Genomic DNA, 23,410 nt, shown 5'->3' with positions numbered 1-23,410 from the left:
CACCGCTGCGGCCTATGCCAAGTCGGGAAACCCGGCGGTGGATGAATATATTCGGCTGCTGTCGGTTCATCGTAGCCTAACGTATGAGCAACAACCACCAGATCGAATTGATACATTGGAAACCCGGCTTCGGTGGGAGGCGCGCATGCTCGTGAATAACCACATTTCCGACCGGAAAAAAGAGATCATCGCGCTCTTATATTCAGGTATGAATCAGTCCGCGGTAGCGCGACAACTCGGTATAGAACGACAAGCAATTTCTAAAGCCCTTCACTCCGTCCCGCAAGAATATCGGCTAGACCATCTGAGCAACGTATCGTAGCGGCTACCGCACCGAAAAATCACCAAAGTGAATGCGTGTACACGCCTTACCCGGCGTTTTCCGACCTCCGACTAAACCAAACGACTGCCAATTTCCTTGCGTAGTAACGCATCAGCACTTTGTCGCCGCATACCATCCAGCAGGTCGGACATCATCGCGTCGATCTGAAATATAAAATTTGGCGCGCAAGCAGACGCCGCCAATGCGTCACTCAAAGACAGCGCATCCTCCCGAAACGCACCAACATCGTCGCCGTTCGGTGCCGTGTACACGCATTGCTTTTCCATCGCCAATCTCCTGCGCGTGTAACAACGAACGCGCGACAAGTTGTCAACCATAACGATAACTTAATAAGCTGCACCTTACTCCATGCCAAGGCATTCTTGGAGCCGTTATCGAACGCATGGAATCGTAGTTATGCAGATCGAAGAGGTTTACACCAAGACACTCATCAACCGCAAGAAGCTGCTGGCGATGATCCCGCTTTCCGAGCGCACGATCTTCAACATGGAGCAGCGTGGGGAATTCCCGCGCCGCATTGCACTTACCAGCCGGAACGTAGCGTGGGACCTGGCCGAGGTGGAGCAATGGATCGAGGCGCGACGGTCTTCTGGCGCTCATGCATTGCGCCCCGGCATCACGCCCCTTGCAGGGGCCGTTTGAGGACCCACTCATCAATCATGTTTGCCCAGTCCTGCAGCATGGCCGTGCGTTGCTCACGGTATTCGGCCTTGTTGTAGACCGCCCGCACACCGCGCTGCTCGTGGGCAAGGCTTTTCTCAATCCAGTCCGTGTTGTAGCCAGCCTCGTGCAATAGCGTGCTGGCCGTTCGCCGCAGGTCATGCGGCCCAAACTTGCCGAGAGGCTTTCCCTCCTTCTGCGCAAGCCTGTACGTCAGCGTCAGCACCTGGTTGAGCGTGGCGCTGCTCATTGGCGTATCCGAGTCATACCGAGACGGCAACACATAGTCCGAACCGCCGGCAAAGGTCTTCAGCGCAATGAAGATGTCCAGTGCTTGGCGGGACAGGAAGACCAGATGCGGGTTGCGTCGCTTCATCCGCTCCTTGGGAATCGTCCACAGCGCCTCGCTGAAATTGACCTCGCTCCAGGTCGCGTTGGTCAGCTCACTCTTGCGGACCATCGTCAGCAACAACAGCTTGGCCGCCGCCCGAATGGATGGTGTAGTGCCAATGCGCTCGATGTACTGGTACATCAGCGCGATCTCATCTGGCGTCAACGCCCGGTCGCGCGGTTCGAACTTGGCGATGGTGGTCGGCCGCACCAGTTCTGCCGGGTTCTCGACCTTCTGGCCGCGCTCGATGGCCCAGCGGTAGACCTGCAGGACCACTTCGCGGGAGTGGACAGCTGTGGCTGGTGCGCCGCGCTCCACGATGGCATCAGTCAACGCCCGCAGGTCTTCGTGGGTGATTTCGACCAGCTTCTGGTTGCCGAATTTCGGCTTCAGCTCGCGCTCATAGACCGCTCTACGCATGTCTCGGGTGGAGTCGGCCATCTGGTAGCCGCGCAGCCACTTCTCGGCCCATGCGCCGAAGGTCTCTGCATCCTTGACGCGGGCCTTGTCTCGCGCCTTCTCCTTCGCCGGCGACTTGCCGCTGGCGATCATCTTCTTGGCGTCTGCCAGTTGCTCGCGAGCTTCGGCAAGGGTGATCCCTCCGATGCCATAGCGGCCGAAGGTGATGGTCTCTTGCCGACCATTGATCGAGTAGTTGTAGCGAAAAGAGATCGCCCCGGCCGGAGTGACGGCCACATAGAGGCCATCACGGTCGTTCACCTTGTAGAGCTTGTCCTGCGCCTTCAGGCTGCGCAGCTTGGTATCAGTCAGCATGTTCTCGGTTCCTATTGGTCGCCGATACCATGCTAGAGACAGACCCCTGCGAGGCGATCTATTCCTTACAAATCAATCACTTAGGCAATCTCAATACCATGTCACCCTGCACCCTCGTGGCATGGTATCGAAACGAATCATGGCATCCAAGGCACATAGTACCATCCGAAATGCCATGAAAAAAGTCTGCTTGGACATGCCTGAGGCTGCCAGCCAGTGCCGCACAAAAAGACAAAAACGCCCGCAAAATCGCGGGCTTAGCTGTCTTTTAGTGCCTGTCGATGCCAGCCACTGCCAGACGTGGGATCATTCCCACTCAATCGTCGCCGGCGGCTTGCCGCTGACGTCGTAAACCACGCGATTGATGCCCTTGACCTCATTGATGATGCGGTTGGACGCGCGGCCCAGCAGGCTGTAGGGCAGCTCCGCCCAGTGGGCGGTCATGAAGTCGCTGGTCACCACGGCGCGCAATGCCACCACGTAGTCGTAGGTGCGGCCGTCGCCCATCACGCCGACGGACTTCACCGGCAGGAACACGGCGAAGGCCTGGCTGGTCAGTTCGTACCAGTTCTTGCCGGTCTTCTCGTCGACAGTGTTGCGCAGCTCTTCGATGAAGATGGCGTCGGCCTGGCGCAGCAGGTCGGCGTATTCCTTCTTCACTTCGCCCAGGATGCGCACGCCCAGGCCCGGACCCGGGAAGGGGTGGCGGTAGACCATGTCGTGCGGCAGGCCGAGCGCCACGCCCAGCTGGCGGACTTCGTCCTTGAACAGCTCGCGCAGCGGCTCCAAGAGCTTCAGGTTCATGTCTTCCGGCAGGCCGCCCACATTGTGGTGGCTCTTGATGGTGTGGGCCTTCTTGGTTTTGGCGCCGGCCGATTCGATCACGTCCGGGTAGATGGTGCCCTGGGCCAGCCACTTGGCGTTGGTCAGCTTGCCGGATTCGCGGTCGAAGACTTCGATGAATTCGGCGCCGATGATCTTGCGCTTCTTCTCCGGGTCGGACTCGCCGGCCAGCTTGGCCATGAAGTCGGCTTCGGCCTGCACATGCACCACTTTGACGCCCAGGTTCTGGGCGAACATTTCCATCACCATCTTGCCTTCGTTCAGGCGCAAGAGGCCGTGGTCGACGAAGACGCAGGTCAGCTGGTCGCCGATGGCGCGGTGGATCAGCGCGGCGGCCACGGAGGAGTCCACGCCGCCGGACAGGCCGAGGATGACTTCCTCGTCGCCGACTTGCTCGCGGATCTTCTTCACGGCTTCGTCGATGTAGTTGGGCATGGTCCAGCTGGGTTTGCAGCCGGCGATGTGCAGCACGAAGCGGTGGATCATTTCGGTGCCGCGCTTGGTGTGGGTCACTTCCGGGTGGAACTGCACGCCGTAGAAGCCGCGGGCCTCATCCGCCATCGCCGCGTACGGGCAGGACGGGGTTTCGGCGATCACCTGGAAGCCGGCCGGCAGCGCGGTGACTTTGTCGCCGTGGCTCATCCACACGTCGAGGAAGCCGTTGCCGGCGTCGTCCACTTGGTCTTGCAGGCCTTCCAGCAGCTTGGAGTGGTGGCGCGCCTTGATCTGGGCGTAGCCGAACTCGCGCTTGTCGCCGCTTTCCACTTTGCCGCCCAGGGTTTGGGCCATGAACTGCATGCCGTAGCAGATGCCCAGCACCGGCACGCCCAGCTCGAACAGCTTGGGGTCGGCCTGGTAGTCGGACTCGTATACCGAGTTGGGGCCGCCGGACAGAATGATGGCTTTAGGCGCGAAGGCCTGGATCTCTTCGATGGGCATGTCGAAAGAATGAAGCTCACAGTAAACGTGAGCTTCGCGTACGCGGCGGGCGATCAGCTGGGTGACCTGGGAGCCGAAGTCGAGAATGAGGATCTTGTCCATGCCTATCCTTGAAAAGTAATGCAGGCCGTTAAGGCCATTATCGTCAATGCTGGGAATAATTCTGTGATTTCAGGCGGCTGGCCCAAAATCGATTAATCGTCTTGCCGCGGGAAGCGGCGGGGCGGTTCCCGTCGTTCCGGCACGCGGTCGCTGCGCGCGATCAGCAGCAATACGCCGGCCAAGACCATGCCGAAGGCCATGAAATGGCTGGCGGCCAGATTGAGCTGGTCCATGGCGTAGATGCTGGCGCCGGCGTAGGCCAGCAACGGGCTGCTGACCAGGGTGGATTTGTTGAAGCCGTCGACGGCGAATAGCAACACGCCCGCCGCGAACAGCAGCAGGGCGAGCAGGGTGGGGGTGTTGGGGAGCCAGGCGGCGCTTTTCAGCAGCCAGACGCCGCCTATGCAGATCAAGGCGATGGGCAGAGCGGCGCCGCGCTTCATGCCGCGCCCCGCTGGTTCTTCATCATGCGTTGCTTTTCGCGCTGCCATTCGCGGTCTTTTTCGGTATCGCGCTTGTCGTGCAGCTTCTTGCCCTTGGCCAGGCCCACTTCGACCTTGATATTACCCTTGGTGTAGTGCAGGTCCAGCGCCATCATGGTGTAGCCGGCGCGTTCCACCTTGCCGATGAAACGGTTGATTTCGGCCTGGGACATCAAGAGCTTGCGCGGGCGCACCGGGTCCGGCTTGACGTGGGTGGAGGCGGATTGCAGCGGGGTGATGTGGCAGCCTGTCAGCCAGAAGGCGCCGTTTTTCCAGTCCACGTAGCTTTCCTTGAGCTGAACGCGGCCGGCGCGGATGGCCTTGACCTCCCACCCTTCCAGCACAAGCCCGGCCTCGAGTTTTTCCTCGATGAAGTAGTCGTGGAAAGCCTTGCGGTTCTGGATGATGCTCATGTGTGGCGGGTTCCTTTGAATCCGCCATTGTAGCAGAAGCCGGCGCGCAACCAAAGTCGTGCCTTTTCAGTGGCTTGATGTGGAGAGACTGCCAACGGGCAGGGTCAAGGCGGAGCGGGGCGGTTTTTGTTAGAATTGTGCTTTGATTTCCAATCCGAGACCCCGGCCGCGCCGGGTTTTTGCCGATGCAGCAAGTCGAGAAAAGCGTCCTGGTGGCGCACACGCCGGCGCAAATGTACGCGCTGGTGGACGATATCGAGCATTACAGCCGTTTCCTGCCCTGGTGCGGAAAAACCGAGGTACTGTCGCGCGAGGGCGGCCAAGTGGTGGCCAGCCTGCATATCGATTACCTGAAGGTGAAGCAGCACTTCACCACGCGCAATCACAATGTGGAGAACGAATCCATCCGCATGGAGCTGGTGGATGGGCCGTTCGAATTTTTGGAAGGCTTGTGGCACTTCAAGCCCCTGGGTGACTTCGGCTGCAAGATTGAGTTCAGCCTGCGTTACCAGTTTTCCAGCCGCATCCTGGAGAAAATCATAGGGCCGGTGTTTGGCCATATCTCCAGCACGTTGGTGGACGCCTTCATCAAGGAGGCCGATAGAAAGTATGGCGATGACTGAAATGCTGAACGTCGAAGTGGCGTATGCCATGCCGGACAAGCAATGGCTGCGCGCGTTGGCGCTGCCGGCAGGCGCTAGCGCGCTGGACGCGGTGCGCGCGTCCGGCATCCTACCTGAGTGTCCAGAGCTGGACGAATCTGCGCTGAAGCTGGGTATTTTCGGCAAGGTCGCCAAGCCGGATGCCTTGTTGCGCGAAGGCGACCGGGTGGAAATATACCGACCGCTGTTGGCGGACCCGAAGGAAGTGAGGCGCCAGCGCGCGGAGGCCGGCAAGAAAATGAAGAAAGGCGGCTGAGTGGCCGTCTGGGCGTAAGCAAAAAGGGATGGCGCGCCATCCCTTTTTTGCATGCCGACCGGCGCGGTATCAAACGGGTTCTTCTTCAGCGGAGCAGACGCGGTTCTTGCCGTTGATCTTGGCCTGGTACATGGCATGGTCCGCGCGCTCTAGCACATCGGTTTCTTTTTCGCCCAGATGCCAGCGCGCCACGCCGGCGCTGAAGGTGATCAGCAGCTTGTCGTTGTTGGCCAGGAAGAAGGTCTTGGTCAGTTCGCGCTGCAGGCGCTGCACGGTTTGCACCGCTTCCTGTTCCGGGGTATCGGGCATCAGGATGACAAACTCCTCGCCGCCGAAGCGGGCGACGATGTCGGCGGGGCGCAGGCTGTGCTTGATGGTGTCGACCAGATACTTCAGCGCGTCGTCGCCGGCCAGGTGGCCGTAGCGGTCATTCAGCTGCTTGAAGTTGTCCACGTCGATCAGCGCCACGGACAGCGGCGCGGCGGTGCGTTCGGCGCGGCTGATCTCGCGCTGGAAATATTCGGCCAGGCCGCGGCGGTTGTAGGCGCCGGTGAGCTGGTCTTCCTTGACCTTGGCGCTGGCAGCCTCCAGCGCGGTCTCCAGTTCTTGGATGCGGCGCTCCGCCGCCTCCACCTGCTCCTTGGCGGAAACCAATTCATCGCGGGAGCGGGTCAGGTCCAGCTGCATGACCGAGGTATCCTCCATCAGCGCGCTGATGATGCCGCCCAGGTCGTCCACATTGCTGGTTTGCTTGAGCTTCTCGCTGTGATGCTGGATCTTGGCGTGGAATTCGTCGGTGCTGTCCGTCATCGCTGCCAGGCGGTTGACGAAGCGGTCCAGCAGGGCGCGCAAGGAGCTGGCGGCTTCGTCCAGCGAGCTTTTCAGCATGCCTTGCTTGCGTATCACTTCCTTCAGGCTGCTTTCCAGCTGGTAAATCTGCTGCATGGACAGCGGCTCTTGACTGAGCATTTCCTGCAGGGAGCTGACCTGGCCCAGCAGATAGTCGTCGGAGCGGTTCAGCTCGGCGATATTGTCCAGCATCAGCTTGAGCAGATTCGTCAGTCCTACCGCCAGGCGGCCTTCCTGTTGCGACTGCAGCTCCAGCTTGATCATGAAGGCGCGCAGCTTGGGCATGAAGGCGTTCAGCGCCTCGTCTTCGACGATGCCGTCCAGCTCGCGCAGCAGCGACTCCAGATTGTCGACCAGTTCCGGATAGCTGGCGAGGCGCGGCTCCAGCCCATGCTTGAGCGCGAAGGCCAGGGTTCTCTGCCAGGCTTGCCAGCTGCCGGGGCTGCTTGGGGCCGGCCCTGTTTCCCCCTCTGCGGCGGATTCGAGCGCGGGCATGGCTTCGCGGGCGGAGGGGGCTGCGTTCCAGTTTTGCAGCAGCGCCACCAGTTTCTGGTTCAGTTCTTCCGGCTGGCTGCCGTAATTGATCAGCACACGGTCGAGCGTGCTTTGCTTGTGGTGTTGAGGCAGATCGGGCTGGCGGGTTTCCCAGCTCTTGATCAAATTCTGGATCAGCAGACCCCAGCTTTGCGTTAGTTGCTGACTGGAGAAGCTGCTGCGTAAAAAGTCTATGATCAGCTGCGGCGCCTGTTCCCAGCGATTGTCGTCGCAAACCTGCTTCAGGCGGTTGAAGGTGACTTTCGCCTGGACGTTGTCCTGAGGCAGGGTTTCCAGGGCGCGGAGCAGCAGGATGGCCAGCTTGTTGTCGCGTGCCATCGGCGTCTGCGTCAACTCGTGGTAAACCCTTTCGAAGTTTTCCGGCGTGGGAAGCAGTTTGCGTAGAGACAATTGCTTCAGGGTTTCTCGTGCCACTTCGATGGGGTTTTGTGTCGTCATTGCCCAGACCTTGGTGCTTTTTAGGCGGCCAGCCATCATTGGAATATTCAGCGAGTGTGAGTGTCCGTCATCTGATGACTCGCCGGCGGAGGTAGCTTGCTGGTGTCCAGCAGCTGGAAAAATACCTCACCATCGCGAATCATGCCAAGTTCGTTCCGAGCTCTTTCTTCTATGGCGTCGCTTCCTTGTTTCAGATCGCGCACTTCCGCGTCTAGCGCGGCGTTGCGGGCAACCAGCTTTTGGGTGGTCGCCCGCTGTTCCTGCAGCTGCTTGTCCAGCTGCCAGACCCTAAACCAGCTGCCCTTGCCGAACCAGAGCGGCCATTGCAAGGCGAGGATCACGGATACCAGGGTCACGGTCAGCCAGCGCATGCGATTACTTCAGGTGGTAGAAGGCCGCGCGGCCCGGGTAGTAAGCGGCGTCGCCCAGCTCTTCTTCGATGCGCAGCAGCTGGTTGTACTTGGCCATGCGGTCGGAGCGGGACAGGGAACCGGTCTTGATCTGCATGCAGTTGGTGGCAACGGCCAGATCGGCGATGGTGCTGTCTTCGGTTTCGCCCGAGCGGTGGCTCATAACGCAGGTATAGCGGGAACGCTTGGCCAGATCAACTGCTTTCAGGGTTTCCGACAGCGAACCGATTTGGTTCACTTTCACCAGCAGGGAATTGGCTACGCCCTTGGCGATGCCTTCGGCCAGAATCTTCGGATTGGTGACGAATACGTCGTCGCCGACGATCTGCACTTTTTCGCCCAGGCGCTGGGTCAGCAGGCTCCAGCCGGCCCAGTCTTGCTCGGCCATGCCGTCTTCGATCGAGATGATCGGGTACTTGTTGACGAGGTTTTCCAGGTAGTCGGCGAACTCTTCCGAGGACAGCGACAGTTTTTCGGCGGTCAGGTGGTACTTGCCGTCGCGGTAGAATTCCGACGCGGCGCAGTCCAGCGCGATCATCAGGTCTTGGCCGGCCACGTAGCCAGCGGCGTCCACGGCTTCCAGAATCAGCTTGATCGCGTCTTCATGGCTTTCCAGATTGGGAGCGAAGCCGCCTTCGTCGCCGACGGTGGTGGCGTAGCCCTTCTTGTCGCAGATCTTCTTCAGGTTGTGGAAGACCTCGGCGCCCATGCGCAGCGCTTCGCGGAAAGTTTGCGCGCCCACGGGGATGATCATGAATTCCTGGATGTCCAGGGTATTGTTGGCGTGCTCGCCGCCGTTGATGACGTTCATCATCGGCACCGGCAGGGCCATCGGGCCGGCGCCGCCCAAGTAGCGGTACAGCGGCAGGCCGGAGTCTTCGGCGGCGGCGCGAGCCACGGCCATGGAGACGGCCAGGATGGCGTTGGCGCCGAGGCGGGACTTGGTCTCGGTGCCGTCGAGTTCGATCATGGTCTTGTCGATGAAGGCCTGGTCGGAGGCGTCCAGACCGATGATCGCTTCGCAGATTTCGGTATTGATGTTGTCAACGGCCTTCAATACGCCCTTGCCCAGATAGCGGCTCTTGTCGCCGTCACGCAATTCCAGGGCTTCGCGGGTGCCGGTGGAGGCGCCGGACGGCACGGCGGCACGGCCCATCACGCCGGATTCCAGCAGAACGTCGGCTTCCACGGTGGGATTGCCGCGCGAATCCAGAATTTCACGAGCTACCACGTCAACGATCGAACTCATTGTCTTTCCCTTCATAGCTTTCGGTTGAACTTGCAGAGGCGGTCGGTCCGGCTTGCCGGACCGACTCTACCGGCTGTCTATTACAGCGAGTGCTCTAGCCAGGGATTATGCTTGACCATCTCATCCAGCGCCTTGAGCGTGGTCAGCAATTCCTTGATGCGGTGCAGCGGCCAGGCGATATCGCCGTCGCACAATGCTTTTTCAGGGGTGGGGTGGGTCTCCAGATAGATACCCGCCACGCCCGCAGAAACTGCGGCGCGCGCCAGTACGGGCATCAGGCGGCGCGGATCCGTGTTCTCGTCCTGTCTGCCGGGCAATTGCGCGCAATGGCTGATGTCGAAGACTACCGGGCAGCCGGTTTCCCGCATCAGGGCCAGGGAGCGCATGTCGGCAATCAGGTCATTGTAACCGAAGGACGAGCCGCGTTCGCAGGCCAGAAACACATCTTCCGGCAAGTTGGCCTCGCGCGCCGCTTCGCGCGCGCGCAGGATCACCTGGCGCATCTCGCTGGGGGCCATGAACTGGCCCTTCTTGATGTTGACCGGCTTGCCGCACTGGGCGGCTGCGCGGATGAAGTCGGCCTGGTTGGCCAGGAAGGCGGGCGTTTGCACCACGTCCACCACGCTGGCGACCTGCACCATCTCGTTTTCGGTGTGCACATCAGTGAGGATGGGCACGCCGATCTGGCGCCGCACGTCTTCGAGGATGCGCAGGCCCTGGTCGATGCCAAAGCCGCGGAAGGCGCCCGGCGCGGCGCGGTTGGCTTTGTCGTAGCTGGACTTGTAAATGAACGGGATGCCCAGGTCGTCGGCGATTTCCTTGAGCCGGCCGGCGGTGTCCAGCGCCATTTGGGCGCTTTCCACCACGCTGGGGCCGGCGATCAGGAACAGCGGCCGGTCAAGGCCGACTTCAAATCCACACAGCTTCATCTGCGTCAGTTGCCCTGCTTGTCGGCCTGGTAGGCCAGCGCGGCCTTGACGTAGGCGATGAACAATGGGTGGCCGTCGCGCGGGGTGGAGGTGAACTCCGGATGGAACTGGCAAGCGAAGAACCAGCGATGGTCCGCCAGCTCGATGGTTTCCACCAGCTTTTCATGGCCGGCGGAGCGGCCGCTGATGGTCAGGCCGGCTTGCTCCAGGCGCGGGATGTAGTAGTTGTTGACTTCGTAGCGGTGGCGATGGCGCTCGGTGATCTCGGTATTGCCGTACACGCGCGCCGCCAGGGAGCCGTTGACCAGGTCGCATTGCTGGCCGCCCAGGCGCATGGTGCCGCCCATGTTCGAGTTCTCGTCGCGTTTTTCGATCTTGCCGTCGTGGTTCACCCACTCGTCGATCAGCGCCACCACCGGGAAGTTGGTGTCGAGGTCGAACTCGGTGGAGTTGGCGTCGGCCATGCCGGCCACGTCGCGAGCGTATTCGATCAGCGCGATCTGCATGCCCAGGCAGATGCCCAGATAGGGGATGTTGTTCTCGCGCGCGAACTTCACCGCCTTGATCTTGCCTTCCACGCCGCGCTTGCCGAAGCCGCCGGGCACCAGGATGGCGTCCATGTCACGCAGCGATTCCGCGCCGTCGCGGTCGATTTCTTCCGAATCGACGTAGATGATGTTGACGTTGGTGCGGGTGTGGATGCCGGCGTGCTTCAGCGCTTCAGTCAGCGATTTGTACGACTCGGTCAGATCGACGTACTTGCCGACCATGGCGATATTGATGCTGTGGTCCGGCTTTTCGATGGCGTCGATGATGCCATTCCAGACCGACAGGTCCGCCTTGGGCAGCTCCAGTTGCAGCTGTTCGGCGATGATGTCGTCGATGCCCTGGTCGTGCAGCATGCCCGGCACCTTGTAGATGGAGTCGGAGTCGTAGCAGCCGATGACTGCGTTCTCTTCCACATTGCAGAACAGGGCGATCTTGCGCTTTTCGTCTTCCGGCAGCTCGCGGTCCATGCGGCACAGCAGAATATCCGGCTGGATGCCGATTTCGCGCAGCTCCTTCACCGAGTGCTGGGTCGGCTTGGTCTTGATCTCGCCGGCGGTGGCGATGTAAGGCACATAGGACAGGTGCACGTACAGCGTGTTCTTGCGGCCGTGGTTGGAGCGCATCTGGCGGATGGCTTCCAGGAAGGGCAGCGATTCGATGTCGCCGACGGTGCCGCCGATCTCGACGATGGCGACGTCGGCATCCGCCGCGCCTTCGCTCATCTTCAGCTTGATTTCGTCGGTGATGTGCGGGATCACCTGCACGGTGCCGCCCAGGTAGTCGCCGCGGCGTTCCTTGGTGATGACCGATTCGTACACCTGGCCGGTGGTGAAGTTGTTGCTCTTCTTCATCTTGGCGTGGATGAAGCGCTCGTAGTGGCCGAGGTCAAGGTCGGTTTCCGCGCCGTCTTCGGTGACGAACACCTCGCCGTGCTGGAAGGGGCTCATCGTGCCCGGATCGACGTTGATATACGGATCGAGCTTCAGCATGGTGACTTTCAGCCCGCGGGATTCGAGGATGGCGGCGATGGACGCAGCGGCAATGCCCTTACCCAGGGAGGACACCACGCCACCGGTTACGAAGATGTACTTGGTCATGAGATTACGGCTCTGTGGGAATCCGGGATTTTACCCTGAAATCGAACGAAGTTGAATCACTTGCTGCATGGTCTTGCAGTGTTTCGGCGGAGAAGAATGCAACACTCACTATAGACGGCTGGCGATAAAGCTCGCGCCGTTGTGGCGATTCCGTTACAATGCACGCCGACTGTTTCATTACGAGAGCACGCCAGACCTGCGTCTGGTGCGCGTTCCGCTTGAATTACTGGCTTTTTCTATGTTATAAAGCCAGCTTTTACCGGTTTTGGGAGTTTAACCATGGCGCGTGTTTGCAAAGTCACCGGCAAGCGTCCGATGACCGGGAACAATGTTTCCCACGCCAATAACAAGACTAAACGTCGTTTCCTGCCGAACCTGCAATACCGCAAGTTCTGGGTAGAGAGCGAAAACCGCTGGGTGCGCCTGCGCGTATCCAACGCTGCACTGCGCACCATCGACAAGGTGGGCATTGATGTGGTGCTGGCTGATCTGCGCGCTCGCGGCGAGATCTAAGCGGTCTAACTAGATAACGCACAGAGGTACACATCATGCGCGATAAGATCAAGCTGGAATCCAGCGCTGGCACTGGCCACTTCTACACCACCACCAAGAACAAGCGCACCATGCCGGAAAAAATGGAGATCAAGAAGTTTGATCCCGTTGCCCGCAAGCACGTTCTGTACAAGGAAACCAAGCTGAAATAAGCTTGTTCTCCGCTTGGTAGAAGAGCCCTTCTCTGGTGCACGGAGAAGGGTTTTTTATTTGCCCGCTTGCTTTGCGCGGCGCCTGTGCACAAGCCAAAGGCCAGTCTCGCGACTGGCCTTTTGGCATGGGAAGCGGGCTGGAGGCGGTTGCGATTGTTGGGCGCTTGCGCCCGGAGGCGGTTTGCGCGCCGCCTGATCATGCCCTGCTAGCGTGAAACACATAAGATCCGGTACGAAGACGCTCGACGCAGATCGGCTCAGGCGCCCCGCGCCTAGCGGCCGGCTTGCTTGTATACCTTGCGCGCCAGCAGCAAATCCTGCCAGGCCTTGGCCTTGTCCGGCTGGTTGCGCAAGAGGTAGGCCGGGTGATAGCTGACCACCAGCGGCACGCCCTGGTAGTGGTGTACTTTGCCGCGCAAGCGGCCGATGGCGTCTTCCGTTTCCAACAGCGTTTGCGCGGCGAAGCGACCTAGCGCGACGATCAGCGCAGGCTGGATATGACGGATCTGTTGCAGTAAATAGCCGTTGCAGGCGGCAATCTCGTCCGGCGCCGGATTGCGGTTGCCGGGCGGGCGGCATTTGAGCACGTTGGCGATATAGACGTCCCGATCCCGATCCAGACCGGTGGCCGCCAGCATATTGTCCAGCAACTGACCGGCGCGGCCAACGAAGGGCAGTCCCTGCTTGTCCTCGTTTTCGCCCGGCGCTTCGCCAATCAGCATCCAGCGCGCTTGCGGATTGCCACGGCCAAACACGGTTTGGGTGCGCGTCTCGCACAGGCGGCAGCGTTGGCAGTTTGAGACTTCCCGCTCCAGTTGAGGCCAGTCCTGTCGTGGCAATTCGATGCGCGTCTCGACGCGCGGAATGGGGCTGGCCGGCGTGGCTATCGCGGAGGGGGGCAGATCCGCCGTCGACGGCGCCGCCGCGAGGGAAGGCTGGGGCGGGGCGATGGCCGTTTGGCTGGCTGCCGCCTCCGGTTTATCTTCCGCGGCGTCATCGTCTGCGACTGCGGTATCCGCGCTCTGCCATGGCTGCAGCGTGGCAGGATGGTGTTCGAACCAGCCTTGCCGCGGATGCCAAGCAGGGCCCAGGCCCATTTCTTGTTTCAAGAGGCTGGCGCGGCTCACAATACGGCCTCCATCAGGATGGCATGTTCGCGCCCATGCGCGGCGGGGTAGTAGTTCTTGCGCAATCCGCATTGGTGAAAGCCGCAGCGTTGGTAGAGCTTTCGCGCCGGAGCATTGCTCTCTCTCACTTCCAGAAACAGACGGCGGCAGCAGTCATTGCGCAGGTCCTGCAGAATGGCTCGCATGAGTTCGGACCCCAGGCCTTTGCCCTGAAATTCTTGTCCGATGACGATATTGAGAATCTCAGCCTCATCCAATACGCGCATGATCAGGGCAAAGCCTTGCAGCGTGCCTTGATCGTCGAACAGGCCATAGCAGGGATAGCCTGCCTCCAGGCTGTCTCGATATTGGCCGACTCGCCAGGGATGCGCTGTCGCCTGCTGTTCCAGCGTGGCCAACTGCTGGGCATCCTGTGGGGCGAAGCGGCGAACCAGGCTCATCGCTGTCGGGCCTGTTGTTGTTCGGTGGAAGTGAGCGCCACCTTGTCCCGAACATAGAGCAGTTCCGCCATGCGCGGATGCACCGAGGGATAGCGGCCGCTGGCGGCCAGCTGGACATAGGCCGCGGCATGCGGCCGGCTGTGCGGCGAAAGGCGAAGCTGGCTGCGAGCCTGCTCGAGCAGGCGCGGGTAGTTGTCGAATCCATCTCCCGCCAGGATGGTGATTTCCTGGGGCAGCTCGATGTCCTCGGGCGAGGCGACGCGGATGGGGCTGAGTCTTGCCCAGTCCGCTCCTGTGCGGTACAGCGCGCTGTACACCTGTTGCATGCGGGCATCGAAACACACCAGCACTTGGCCTTCCCCGGCCTGTTGGGCCAGATTGTCCAAGGTGGGGATGGCGATGACCGGTAAATCCGCAGAATAGGCCAGGCCCTGGGCGATGCCGCAAGCGATGCGCAGGCCGGTGAAGGATCCGGGCCCCTGGCCGAATACGATGCCGTCCAGCGACGACAGCGTACAGCCGGCTTCCGCCAACAGTTTCGACACCTCCGGCAAGGTGCGTTCGGCATGCTTCTGCTCCACGCATTGGTGGAAAACGAGCATGTCGTCGCCCTGGCTCAGGGCCAGCGACAGATAGGTGGTGGAAGTGTCGAGTGCTAACAGTTTCATCGGGTGGCTACTACCTTGCAGGGCTGGGAATTATAAGCCCAGTTCCTCCACCCAGGCGAGCGCGGAGATGTGGGCCTCGTTTAATTGCGCTGAAGAAAGACCGAGCTGTTCGCACAGTTGCGGCACACCATCCAGCTGGCCATCTTCGCAGGCACGCGCCAGGCGCAGGTAATGGCTCATGGGGCCGCGGCCATGCAACAGGGCGTCGGAGACCGGGGCTGGCAGCTGCAGGTGTTCGATGATCTTGTCCATGGGCATGTCGAACAGCACGTCCAGCAGACTGAACAGACCCACGATGAACAGATTGTCGTTGAAGTCGTGCGGCTCGCCTTGCACCAAGCCGAGCAGTTCCATGAAGCGGCCGCGCGTAACGGCGGTCTTCTGCAGCGCGGGCGGGGCGTTGTTGTCGTCGGAGGCTGTGACCAGCAGCAGGGTCAGCCAGCGGTACAGTTTCTGGTAGCCCAGCACGGTGACGGCGTGGGAGAAGGAGCTGATGGCGGTATTGAGGCCGGCGGCCGCGGAGTTGACGTAGCGCAGCAGCTTGTACGACAGGGCCACATCGCGTTTCAACACGTGCTCGATATCGCGGATGTCGGCATCCATGCGCAACAGGTTGAGCAGCTCCAGCGTATTGCTGAACGCGGGATGGATAACCTTGGCGGCCAGTGTTTCCGGTTTGGCGAAATAGTAGCCCTGGAAGCCGTCCATGCCGAGTTCCTTGCACAGGTGGAACTGGGCGTGGGTTTCCACGCGCTCGGCGATGCGAATCAGGGGGTAGCTGCGCAGCCGCGCGGCCTGCATCTGAAAGCGGGTGGCATCCTGATTTTGTATGTCCAACTTGACGTAATTGGCCAGCTCGAGAAAGGCGGCGGCCTGAGACTCGAAGCTGAAGTCATCCAGCGCAATGCCGAAGCCCATGGAGCGCAGATGACGCGCGCGCGACAGCAGCTCGTTGCTTGGCGTGATGCGCGGCGACAAGTCCAGAATGATGCGGCGTGGCGGCAGCAGTTCCAGGAACTCGCTATTCAGCATGGCTTCGCCGACATTGATGAAGGCCAGCTTGTTGCCGATCAGCCAGCTGGTACCCATATTGTTCAGGGTATTGACCAGCACGTCGGTATCAGCCTGCAGCTCGCTGTGCTTGCCTACGCCCAGCGCATCGCTGCTGGGACGAAAAAGCAGCTCATAGCCTATGAGCTGCTGATTTCGGTTCAGTACAGGTTGCCTTCCTATGAAGGCGGTATTTGAAGTCATCATTGCTCCCCGTTGTTAGGAGGCAATCATATCCGTCGTTCGCGTTTGCACATTATTGCTTTCGCTGGAGGCAAGCAGGTCTTCCATGTCGAGCACCAGCACGACGGAGCCGTCACCGGACAGCGTGGCGCCGGCGACGCCTTTCGGGCGGATGTTCTGCAGCGGCTTGATCACCACATCGTCGCGACCGACGAAGGAGTCTATCGCCAGAATGAAAGACTTTTCGGCCGATTGCATCAGCACGCCAAAGTACGGCTTCTGGGTCGGCTCCCAGCCCAGCAGGCCGGCCAAGGTCTTCAGCGGCAGGATTTCGTCGCGCACCACGATGGTGGGGCGACCGGACACTTCCTGGATGGCATTGCTGTCGATGGTGATGATTTCACGGACCATCGCCAGCGGTACGGCAAACGGTTGATTGCAGGCGCGCACCACCAGCACCGGCAGGATGGCGAGGGTCAGCGGCAGCGAGATGCTGATGCGAGTGCCTTCGCCGGCTACCGAGTTGATGTCGATGCGGCCATTCAGTTTTTGGATATTGGTGCGCACCACGTCCATGCCGACGCCGCGGCCGGATACGCTGGAAATCTGGTCCTTGGTGGAGAAGCCGGGCAGGAAGATCAGCTGCAAGCACTGCTTCTCGTCCAGCGAGTTGGCGGTTTCCTGGTCGATCAGGCCCTTTTCGATGGCCTTGCGGCGCAGCGCGTCGGGGTTCATGCCCTTGCCGTCGTCCGTGATCTCGATCAGGATGTGGTCGCCCACCTGCTCGGCGGTCAGCTGCACCAGGGCCTGAGGCTTCTTGCCGACGGCTATGCGATCTTCAGGCGATTCGATGCCGTGATCCACCGCGTTGCGGACCAAGTGGACCAACGGGTCGTTCAGGTCCTCGATCATGGTCTTGTCGAGTTCGGTCTCTTCGCCGGACAGCACCAACTCCACTTCCTTGCCCAGTTGGCGGGCCAGGTCGCGCGCCAAGCGGGGATACTTCTGGAACAGGCGGCCGATAGGCTGCATGCGGGTCTTCATCACCGCGTTTTGCAGATCGCCCACCAGCAGGTCAAGCTGACTGATCGCTTCATCCAGCGAGCGCAGCGTGTTGGTGTCGCGGTTGCCTTGAAGGATTTCGGTGCGCAGGGTGGTCAGGCGGTTTTTGGTCAGGCCGATTTCGCCGGACAGGTTGAGCACCATGTCGAGTCGGACCGTGTCGATGCGGATGGTATTTTCTTGCGGGCCGCTGGCTACGGGGCCGGCGCCGGACGGCTTGGAAGGCGGCGCCGCTTTGGCTGGAGCCGGCATGGCCGGCGCCGGCGCGGGAGCTTCCATTTTGCTGGGCGCGAGCGCTGCGGGTTGCGGCGCGGCGGCCGGTTGCGGTGCAGCCGCCGCAGGTGCGGCTGACGGGGCAACGGCTTGGTACAGTTGGTTCCAGTCCGGCCCGTTGCCGGCGCTGGCGACGGCAGCCTGCGCGGAAGGCGCTTCCGCTTGCGGCGCGGCGTGGTGATGCTGAACGGTTTCTGCGGCGAGGGGTTGGCCGGCCAACGCGGCATCCAGTGCCGCTAGGGTGCGTGCGTCGGCCTCGGTCGGCATCAAGCCTTGGCCCAGCGTTCCGAACATATCGCGGACAATGCCTGTGGCGTCCAGAATGACGTCCATGACTTCCGGGGTGATATGCATTTCGCCGTTGCGCAGCTTGTCGAACAGGTTTTCCGTACGGTGGCACAGATTGACCATCGGGCCGACGTTGAGAAAGCCGGCGCCGCCCTTGATGGTATGGAAGCCGCGGAAAATGTCATTGAGCAGAGCCTTGTCTTCCGGGCGCTTTTCCAGTTCGACCAGTTTGTTGTCCACATCGGACAGGAGGTCGGTGGATTCCATCAGGAAATCCTGAAGCAACTCTTCCATGCCGCCAAATTCGCTCATTTTTCCACCCCACGCTTCGTCTTGCGTTGTCTTGCCTGCGTATCTGTTTAGAAGCCCAAGCTTTCGAGCAGGTCATCGACCTGCTGCTGGCTGGTGACTACGTCGGCCTTGCCTTCCGGATTGATTACCGGACCATTGAGCAAGCTGCTGTTTAGTTCGCCCTTTTTGCTGTCCGGCGAGAATTCGATCAGAAAGTGCACCAGTTCTGTTTCCAGAATCTTGACCATGCCCATCATTTTCTTGATGACCTGGCCCGTCAGATCCTGAAAGTCCTGGGCCATCACGATTTCCAGCAGCTGAGTATTGGTTGCCTGGGTCTGGTTCGGCACATCCTTCAAGTACTGACGAGTTTCTTCTGCCAGTTTCTTGAACTCTTCCACGCTAAGCAGGTTGGCGTACAGTTTTTCCCAGCGTTCGCTGAGCGCTGTCGCCTGGCTTTCCAATTTGTCCTGAAACGGCTTGGCGATGTCGGTCGCGTTCAGCACGCGCTCGGCAGAGCTTTCCGTCAGCGAGGCGATGTAGGACAGCCTGTCCTTGGCATCAGGAATGGCTTCCGCCACTTTTTCCAAGGACTTGTCATAGCCCAAGTCGCGCAAGGCATCGTGCATCTTGCGGGTCAGTTGGCCGATCTGTTCGTACATCGAGGCCGGCGTCGGCTCGGCGCTTGTCGCGGCGGCCTGAGCCAGGGTGCCTGTCGGCTCGGCGGCGTCCTCTTCCTGCTGATGTTGGCGGGAGATGCTGTCGAACAGGGCTTCCAGCTCCGGCGAGTCTCCGTTCTCCAAAATATGATCGGGCACGTTTTTTCCTCCTCAATGCGACTCGGGCAGTCTTTTTTGGTGCTCAGGCTGGCTTGTTCATGTTTTGGAAGATCTTGTTCATCTTCTCTTCCATGGTGGCGGCGGTGAAAGGCTTCACGATATAGCCGCTGGCACCTGCCATGGCGGCTTCAATGATGTTTTCGCGCTTGGCTTCCGCAGTCACCATCATGAACGGGAGATGCTTCAGCTGAGGATCTGCCCGTACTGCCTTGAGTAATTCTATGCCCGTCATATTGGGCATGTTCCAGTCGGAAACGATAAAGTCAAAATGTTGGGTTTTCAGCTTGTGCAGCGCGACCTGGCCGTCTTCCGCCTCGTCTACGTTGGTAAACCCCAACTCTTTCAACAGGTTGCGAACGATTCTGCGCATGGTGGAGAAGTCGTCCACGACCAGAAATCGCATGTTCTTGTCTGACATCGAGGTATGTCCTGAATTAGCTATGTTCCATCAAGGCGCACATTGTAGCGACTACCTTTGCAGGAATGGAATCAAAGTTTCTGCCAACACGCCAGGGTCGAACTTGGCGACATAGGAGTCCACGCCCACGCTGGAGCCCATCGCGCGGTTGGCGTTGGACGACAGCGATGAGTGCATGATAACCGGTATGCCCTTGAAGCGTTGATCGGACTTGATCAGCTTGGTCAGCACATAGCCGTCCATTTCCGGCATCTCGGCATCGACTAGGATGATTTTCAGGTAGTCGTGCAGGCACTCGCCGTCCGCCCAGTTGCGTCCGGCCAGCACTTGCAGCCGATCCCACGCTTCGCGGCCATTGGTTGCTTGCTGGAACTTGAGGCCCATCTTTTCCAGGACCCCTGTGATTTCCTTGCGTGCCACCACGGAGTCATCCACGAAGAAGATGTACTGATCACTCTCCAACTGAGCTGTCGGCACGTCCGGCAGGCGCGGCTCGCCCACTACGCTGGCGAGAATCTGCTCGACGTCGAGAATGGAGACCAGCTTGCCGTTTTCCAGCTCGGTGACGGCGGTGATCAGGTTTTGGTTGGCGCCGGCGGCGGCCATGATGTTTTCCGGCGCCCGGACCTTGTCCCAGTCCACGCGGATGATGCGGTCGACCGAATCCACCAGGAAGGCCTGGGTGCTCTTGTTGAATTCGGTGACGATCATCGTGTCGAACTTGGTGCCGGCGCTGTTGTAGCCGATGAATTTGGCCAGCGAGATGACAGGAATGATGTTGCCGCGCAACGACAGCACGCCTTCCACGCCAAACGGCATGTTCGGAGTCTTTGTGATGGCGGGTGTCTGCGAGACTTCGCGCACCTTGAATACGTTGATGCCGAATGTCTCACGCGTTCCCAGCGAGAACAGCAGGATCTCCATCTTGTTGGAGCCTGCCAGCTTGGTCCTGGCGTCCACACTGGCAAGCAAGGAGGCGTCGGTGCTAGGCATGTCGTGATCCCTATCCCTTGAAAATCTTGAAGAAGGCCTTGGTTTATTCGCTCGGTTCCAGTTTCAGCATCTGGCGCAGCTTGCTGGCCAGCTTTTGCGGCTCGAACTTGGAGACATAGGAGTCCACGCCGACCGATTCGCCGAGCTTCTGGTTCGATGAGCCGGACAGCGAGGAGTGCATCAGCACCGGGATGCCGGCGAATCTTGGATCGCTCTTGATCATCTTGGTCAGCATGTAGCCGTCCATTTCCGGCATTTCCACGTCGGTCAGTACCAGATGCAGGTCATCGGATAGCTTGCGGCCTGCCGCTTCGGCCTGCTGGGCCATTTTCTGCAGGTCTTCCCAGCCGCGCATGCCGTTGATCGCGTAGGTATAACGGATATTCATCGCCTCCAGCGTGCGCTCGATCTGCTTGCGCGCCACGGCGCTGTCGTCCGCGAAGAAGATGCGGCGGTCTTCCTTGACTGGCTCGATATTGATGAAGCTGTGGCCATCGTCTATCACGCTGGTTTCGGCCAGCACTTTTTCCACGTCCATCATCATCACCAGCGCGCCGTTTTCCAGCTCGGTGACGGCCGTCACCAGGCCGGCCATGCGGTTGGTGATCATGTCAGGCGGCACCCGCATCGCGGACCAGTCGAGTCGCAGGATGGTGTCCACCGCCTCGACCAGAAAGCCTTGGGTATGACCGTTGTATTCGGTGACGATCATGATTTCCGGGCGGTTGCTGGTGACGATGCCGGCGTACTTGGCCAGGTCTATCACCGGCACCAGCGAGCCGCGCAGGCTTACCATGCCTTCTACGGAGGAGGGCATTTCCGGCGCGGAGGTGATTTCCGGCGTGCGCATCACTTCGCGCACTTTGAAGACATTGATACCAAATACCTCTTTGCGGCCGGTACGCTGATCATGCCCCAATGAGAAAAGCAGGATTTCCAGCTTGTTGGTGCCTGCCAGTTTGGTTCTGGCGTCGATTTTTTTGAGAAGCTCTGACACAGAAACCTCCGCAGCATCTTTTGGAATGGCGCACTACTTCCCTTTATACGCCCAGATATGAGTTTTTCCCGGTTTTTTTTGCTTGCAACCGTGACAGTCGCAAGTTGGCTGACCGTTGACTGGCCATTATCATACCGTTTAAGTGGTTTTTACAAATGACAGTGAAGCGGCGGCGACTATGGTTTCAAGCCTGAAGGATCAACAGCAACTGGAAGCGGCGTTCGAACAGTTCAATGCCGTATCCAGTCAACTCATTGATGCATATAGACAACTTGAGGTCCAAGTTAACGTTTTGAATGCGCAATTGGATGAGGCGAACAACCAGTTGCGAAAACAACGAGACGAGAATGCGGCGCTGGCCGAGCGCCTGGGCCTGTTGTTGAAAGTGTTGCCGGCCGGCGTGGTGGAGTTGTCGCCGACTGGCGTGGTGATCGCGCAGAACCTGGCGGCGGAGTCCTTGCTAAGCGGCTGTTTTATCGGGAAAAGCTGGGAGACGGTTTGCGGTATCCTGCAAAGAAGCGAGCTGGATGATACGTATGCCTTGCCGGGACCGGAGGGCGTTTGCCGTTTGACGCTGCAGTATCAGGATCTTCCCGCGTCCGGCGGCAGGATTGTGCTTATTCACGACGTGACCCGGCTGCATCAGCTCAGTCTTGAGTTGGCCAGGCAGCAGAAACTGGCTTCTATGGGCAGCATGGCGGCATCCTTGGCCCATCAATTGCGCACGCCTTTGGCCAGCGCGATGTTGTATACGGCCAACTTGAAGCTGGACTTGCCCAAGCCGGAAGACCGGGCGCGCTTCGTAGACAAAAGCCTAGCGAGAATGCGCGCGCTGGAGGGGTTGATTCAGAATATGCTGAGCTTCGTCAGAGGCCAGGTGTCCTCGTTGGAGGAGGCGGATGCCTCCAGCCTGCTTGAGGATGTGTGCGCCGTGATGGCGCCGCAATGTCATGACAAAGGTGTATTTTTCGATTGCCATCCGCCTGTGGCTTCTGCCATAACGGTTCTGGTGGACCGCAAGGCCTTGCAGGGCGCTTTGGTCAATTTGCTGGAGAACGCGCTGCAATTTACGCCTGTCGGCGGTAGAGTAGGGATGCAGGTCCTGGTCGAGCCATCTAGCGTGGTGTTCCGGGTGGACGATGATGGACCCGGTTTGGAGCCTGGCATTCAGGACCGGATTTTCGAGCCGTTTTTTACGTCTCGTCCTGGCGGTACGGGTTTGGGCTTGGCTATCGTGAAGAAGGTGGCGGAAGAGCTGGGCGGCGATGTCAGGTGTTACAACAGGGGAACGGGCGGGGCATGTTTCGAGTTGAAGCTGCCGCGGGCGACGGTCGGGTCCGTTCCGGCTATGTCAGGCAATCCATCAGGGAAAGGCGAGGGGCGACAATGAGACCGATAGTGAGAGTCGAGGGCAATGTGGGCACCATGATGCTGATTGGTCAATTCGACTTCAATCTGCATAAGGATTTTCGCCAGGCGAGCCAGGAGCTATTGGATAACAATGGCGTGTCGGAAATACGCGTGGATTTCGATCAGGTGCCATTTCTAGACAGTTCCGCGCTGGGCATGCTGCTGCTGCTGAAGGAGCGCGCGGCGGGGCAGAAAAAATCCATGGTGTTGGTCAACTGCCATGAGGCGGTGATGCAGGTATTTGAAATCGCCTGCTTCAACAAGATGTTCACCATCCGGCCCGCTGGCTGAGCGTGCGGGCAATCGAGCGGGGCGCGCCGTCCTGGTCGCCCCGCCGCGTCTGGCCAGGCCCGGCCTCACCGTTCCAGGTAGCGCAGCTTGTCTTTGACTTCAGCCCAGTCCGCGTGATCGGCCGGCGGGGCGATGCGATTGACGATGCTGGGCCATGTCTTCGCCAGTTCCGCATTGAGCTGGATATACGCCTCCTGGCCGGCGGGCACATCTTCTTCGGGGTAAATGGCGCCCACCGGGCACTCGGCCACGCATAGCGAACAATCTATGCACTCGTCAGGGTCTATCGCCAGGAAATTAGGCCCTTCGCGGAAACAGTCCACCGGGCAGACCTCCACGCAGTCCGTGTATTTGCATTTCACACAGGCATCGGTTACAACGTAGGCCATTCTTGCATCCTTCTTTTATGGCTGGCTCGTAGTTCGGAATCATCAT

At 60.0% G+C, this 23,410-nt stretch carries 27 protein-coding genes; 7 read left to right on the top strand and 20 right to left on the bottom strand.

The window, feature by feature from the left end:
- Positions 1 to 393 precede the first annotated feature (393 nt).
- Entirely contained in the window at positions 394 to 609 is a 216-nt protein-coding gene (locus FYK34_RS11725) for a hypothetical protein (RefSeq protein WP_149296679.1), read from the bottom strand.
- A 130-nt stretch (positions 610 to 739) separates the two neighbouring features.
- On the opposite strand from FYK34_RS11725, the gene FYK34_RS11720 reads away from it, so the two are divergent.
- Positions 740 to 985 (top strand): helix-turn-helix transcriptional regulator, encoded by a 246-nt coding sequence (locus FYK34_RS11720; RefSeq protein ID WP_174774514.1) that lies wholly within the window; start codon positions 740 to 742, stop codon positions 983 to 985.
- On the opposite strand, the gene FYK34_RS11715 is transcribed toward FYK34_RS11720, so the two are convergent.
- The 4 genes from FYK34_RS11715 to smpB form a co-directional block, all read right to left on the bottom strand.
- Entirely contained in the window at positions 960 to 2,168 is a 1,209-nt protein-coding gene (locus FYK34_RS11715; RefSeq protein ID WP_149296677.1) for a tyrosine-type recombinase/integrase, read from the bottom strand. The genes FYK34_RS11720 and FYK34_RS11715 overlap by 26 nt on opposite strands.
- Before the next feature lie 306 nt (positions 2,169 to 2,474).
- Complete coding sequence (guaA, locus tag FYK34_RS11710) at positions 2,475 to 4,058, bottom strand: glutamine-hydrolyzing GMP synthase (protein ID WP_149296675.1); 1,584 nt, start codon at positions 4,056 to 4,058, stop codon at positions 2,475 to 2,477.
- 86 nt (positions 4,059 to 4,144) lie between these two features.
- The gene (locus FYK34_RS11705; RefSeq protein ID WP_149296673.1) at positions 4,145 to 4,495 is read right to left on the bottom strand and encodes a hypothetical protein; all 351 of its coding nucleotides are present in this window, start codon (positions 4,493 to 4,495) and stop codon (positions 4,145 to 4,147) included.
- Positions 4,492 to 4,968 (bottom strand): SsrA-binding protein SmpB, encoded by a 477-nt coding sequence (gene smpB, locus FYK34_RS11700; RefSeq protein ID WP_407923605.1) that lies wholly within the window; start codon positions 4,966 to 4,968, stop codon positions 4,492 to 4,494. The genes FYK34_RS11705 and smpB overlap by 4 nt, the downstream gene beginning before the upstream one ends.
- Before the next feature lie 164 nt (positions 4,969 to 5,132).
- On the opposite strand from smpB, the gene FYK34_RS11695 reads away from it, so the two are divergent.
- On the top strand, positions 5,133 to 5,570 hold the full coding sequence (locus FYK34_RS11695; RefSeq protein WP_149296669.1) for a type II toxin-antitoxin system RatA family toxin: 438 nt from the start codon (positions 5,133 to 5,135) through the stop codon (positions 5,568 to 5,570).
- Positions 5,563 to 5,865, top strand: a complete 303-nt coding sequence (locus tag FYK34_RS11690) for an RnfH family protein (protein WP_149296667.1) — start codon at positions 5,563 to 5,565, stop codon at positions 5,863 to 5,865. The genes FYK34_RS11695 and FYK34_RS11690 overlap by 8 nt, the downstream gene beginning before the upstream one ends.
- A 69-nt stretch (positions 5,866 to 5,934) precedes the next feature.
- Here FYK34_RS11690 and FYK34_RS11685 read toward each other — a convergent pair whose 3' ends face one another.
- From FYK34_RS11685 to FYK34_RS11665, 5 genes are all read right to left on the bottom strand, one after another.
- Positions 5,935 to 7,707 (bottom strand): GGDEF domain-containing protein, encoded by a 1,773-nt coding sequence (locus tag FYK34_RS11685; protein WP_149296664.1) that lies wholly within the window; start codon positions 7,705 to 7,707, stop codon positions 5,935 to 5,937.
- A 47-nt stretch (positions 7,708 to 7,754) separates the two neighbouring features.
- Complete coding sequence (gene ftsB, locus FYK34_RS11680) at positions 7,755 to 8,078, bottom strand: cell division protein FtsB (protein ID WP_149296662.1); 324 nt, start codon at positions 8,076 to 8,078, stop codon at positions 7,755 to 7,757.
- Between the two features lie 4 nt (positions 8,079 to 8,082).
- The gene (eno, locus tag FYK34_RS11675; RefSeq protein WP_149296660.1) at positions 8,083 to 9,366 is read right to left on the bottom strand and encodes a phosphopyruvate hydratase; all 1,284 of its coding nucleotides are present in this window, start codon (positions 9,364 to 9,366) and stop codon (positions 8,083 to 8,085) included.
- An 80-nt stretch (positions 9,367 to 9,446) separates the two neighbouring features.
- Positions 9,447 to 10,295 carry a 3-deoxy-8-phosphooctulonate synthase gene (gene kdsA, locus FYK34_RS11670; RefSeq protein ID WP_149296658.1) on the bottom strand — a complete coding sequence of 283 codons (849 nt, stop codon included), beginning with the start codon at positions 10,293 to 10,295 and terminating at the stop codon, positions 9,447 to 9,449.
- A gap of 5 nt (positions 10,296 to 10,300) precedes the next feature.
- Positions 10,301 to 11,941 (bottom strand): CTP synthase, encoded by a 1,641-nt coding sequence (locus FYK34_RS11665; RefSeq protein ID WP_149296656.1) that lies wholly within the window; start codon positions 11,939 to 11,941, stop codon positions 10,301 to 10,303.
- A gap of 279 nt (positions 11,942 to 12,220) precedes the next feature.
- Between FYK34_RS11665 and rpmB the strand changes: the two genes are divergently transcribed.
- Positions 12,221 to 12,454, top strand: coding sequence for a 50S ribosomal protein L28 (gene rpmB / locus FYK34_RS11660; RefSeq protein ID WP_011137003.1), 234 nt, complete (start codon positions 12,221 to 12,223; stop codon positions 12,452 to 12,454).
- Between the two features lie 35 nt (positions 12,455 to 12,489).
- Positions 12,490 to 12,645, top strand: coding sequence for a 50S ribosomal protein L33 (gene rpmG / locus FYK34_RS11655; RefSeq protein ID WP_011137002.1), 156 nt, complete (start codon positions 12,490 to 12,492; stop codon positions 12,643 to 12,645).
- 272 nt (positions 12,646 to 12,917) lie between these two features.
- On the opposite strand, the gene FYK34_RS11650 is transcribed toward rpmG, so the two are convergent.
- The 9 genes from FYK34_RS11650 to FYK34_RS11610 are packed head-to-tail and all read right to left on the bottom strand — an operon-like array spanning position 12,918 to position 21,274.
- On the bottom strand, positions 12,918 to 13,772 hold the full coding sequence (locus FYK34_RS11650; protein ID WP_149296654.1) for a uracil-DNA glycosylase: 855 nt from the start codon (positions 13,770 to 13,772) through the stop codon (positions 12,918 to 12,920).
- The gene (gene rimI, locus FYK34_RS11645; protein ID WP_149296652.1) at positions 13,769 to 14,212 is read right to left on the bottom strand and encodes a ribosomal protein S18-alanine N-acetyltransferase; all 444 of its coding nucleotides are present in this window, start codon (positions 14,210 to 14,212) and stop codon (positions 13,769 to 13,771) included. Before rimI ends, FYK34_RS11650 begins: the two co-directional genes overlap by 4 nt.
- Positions 14,209 to 14,880: a tRNA (adenosine(37)-N6)-threonylcarbamoyltransferase complex dimerization subunit type 1 TsaB gene (gene tsaB, locus FYK34_RS11640; protein WP_149296650.1), complete on the bottom strand. Its 672-nt coding sequence runs from the start codon at positions 14,878 to 14,880 to the stop codon at positions 14,209 to 14,211. Before tsaB ends, rimI begins: the two co-directional genes overlap by 4 nt.
- A gap of 30 nt (positions 14,881 to 14,910) precedes the next feature.
- Positions 14,911 to 16,134 carry an EAL and HDOD domain-containing protein gene (locus FYK34_RS11635; protein ID WP_149296648.1) on the bottom strand — a complete coding sequence of 408 codons (1,224 nt, stop codon included), beginning with the start codon at positions 16,132 to 16,134 and terminating at the stop codon, positions 14,911 to 14,913.
- A 15-nt stretch (positions 16,135 to 16,149) separates the two neighbouring features.
- Positions 16,150 to 18,048, bottom strand: a complete 1,899-nt coding sequence (locus tag FYK34_RS11630; RefSeq protein ID WP_149296646.1) for a chemotaxis protein CheA — start codon at positions 18,046 to 18,048, stop codon at positions 16,150 to 16,152.
- Positions 18,049 to 18,095: 47 nt separating this feature from the next.
- Positions 18,096 to 18,845 carry a protein phosphatase CheZ gene (cheZ, locus tag FYK34_RS11625; RefSeq protein WP_149296644.1) on the bottom strand — a complete coding sequence of 250 codons (750 nt, stop codon included), beginning with the start codon at positions 18,843 to 18,845 and terminating at the stop codon, positions 18,096 to 18,098.
- 43 nt (positions 18,846 to 18,888) lie between these two features.
- Complete coding sequence (gene cheY / locus FYK34_RS11620; RefSeq protein ID WP_103902406.1) at positions 18,889 to 19,284, bottom strand: chemotaxis response regulator CheY; 396 nt, start codon at positions 19,282 to 19,284, stop codon at positions 18,889 to 18,891.
- A gap of 51 nt (positions 19,285 to 19,335) precedes the next feature.
- A complete protein-coding gene (locus FYK34_RS11615; protein ID WP_149296642.1) occupies positions 19,336 to 20,277 on the bottom strand; it encodes a chemotaxis protein in 942 nt (313 codons plus the stop codon).
- Between the two features lie 43 nt (positions 20,278 to 20,320).
- Positions 20,321 to 21,274, bottom strand: coding sequence for a chemotaxis protein (locus FYK34_RS11610; RefSeq protein ID WP_149296640.1), 954 nt, complete (start codon positions 21,272 to 21,274; stop codon positions 20,321 to 20,323).
- A gap of 178 nt (positions 21,275 to 21,452) precedes the next feature.
- On the opposite strand from FYK34_RS11610, the gene FYK34_RS11605 reads away from it, so the two are divergent.
- Both FYK34_RS11605 and FYK34_RS11600 read left to right on the top strand, forming a co-directional pair.
- Positions 21,453 to 22,664 carry a sensor histidine kinase gene (locus FYK34_RS11605; RefSeq protein WP_231137250.1) on the top strand — a complete coding sequence of 404 codons (1,212 nt, stop codon included), beginning with the start codon at positions 21,453 to 21,455 and terminating at the stop codon, positions 22,662 to 22,664.
- A complete protein-coding gene (locus tag FYK34_RS11600; protein WP_149296638.1) occupies positions 22,661 to 22,975 on the top strand; it encodes an STAS domain-containing protein in 315 nt (104 codons plus the stop codon). The genes FYK34_RS11605 and FYK34_RS11600 overlap by 4 nt, the downstream gene beginning before the upstream one ends.
- Positions 22,976 to 23,040: 65 nt before the next feature.
- Here the strand turns inward: FYK34_RS11600 and fdxA are convergent, their stop codons facing one another.
- Positions 23,041 to 23,364 carry a ferredoxin FdxA gene (gene fdxA / locus FYK34_RS11595; RefSeq protein WP_149296636.1) on the bottom strand — a complete coding sequence of 108 codons (324 nt, stop codon included), beginning with the start codon at positions 23,362 to 23,364 and terminating at the stop codon, positions 23,041 to 23,043.
- Positions 23,365 to 23,410 lie beyond the last annotated feature (46 nt).

Origin of the sequence: Chromobacterium paludis, assembly GCF_008275125.1 — a bacterium.
Taxonomy (GTDB): Bacteria; Pseudomonadota; Gammaproteobacteria; order Burkholderiales; family Chromobacteriaceae; genus Chromobacterium; species Chromobacterium paludis.
The sequence above is the reverse complement of the archived record's forward strand: the minus strand, read 5'-3'. Positions and strand labels throughout refer to the sequence as shown.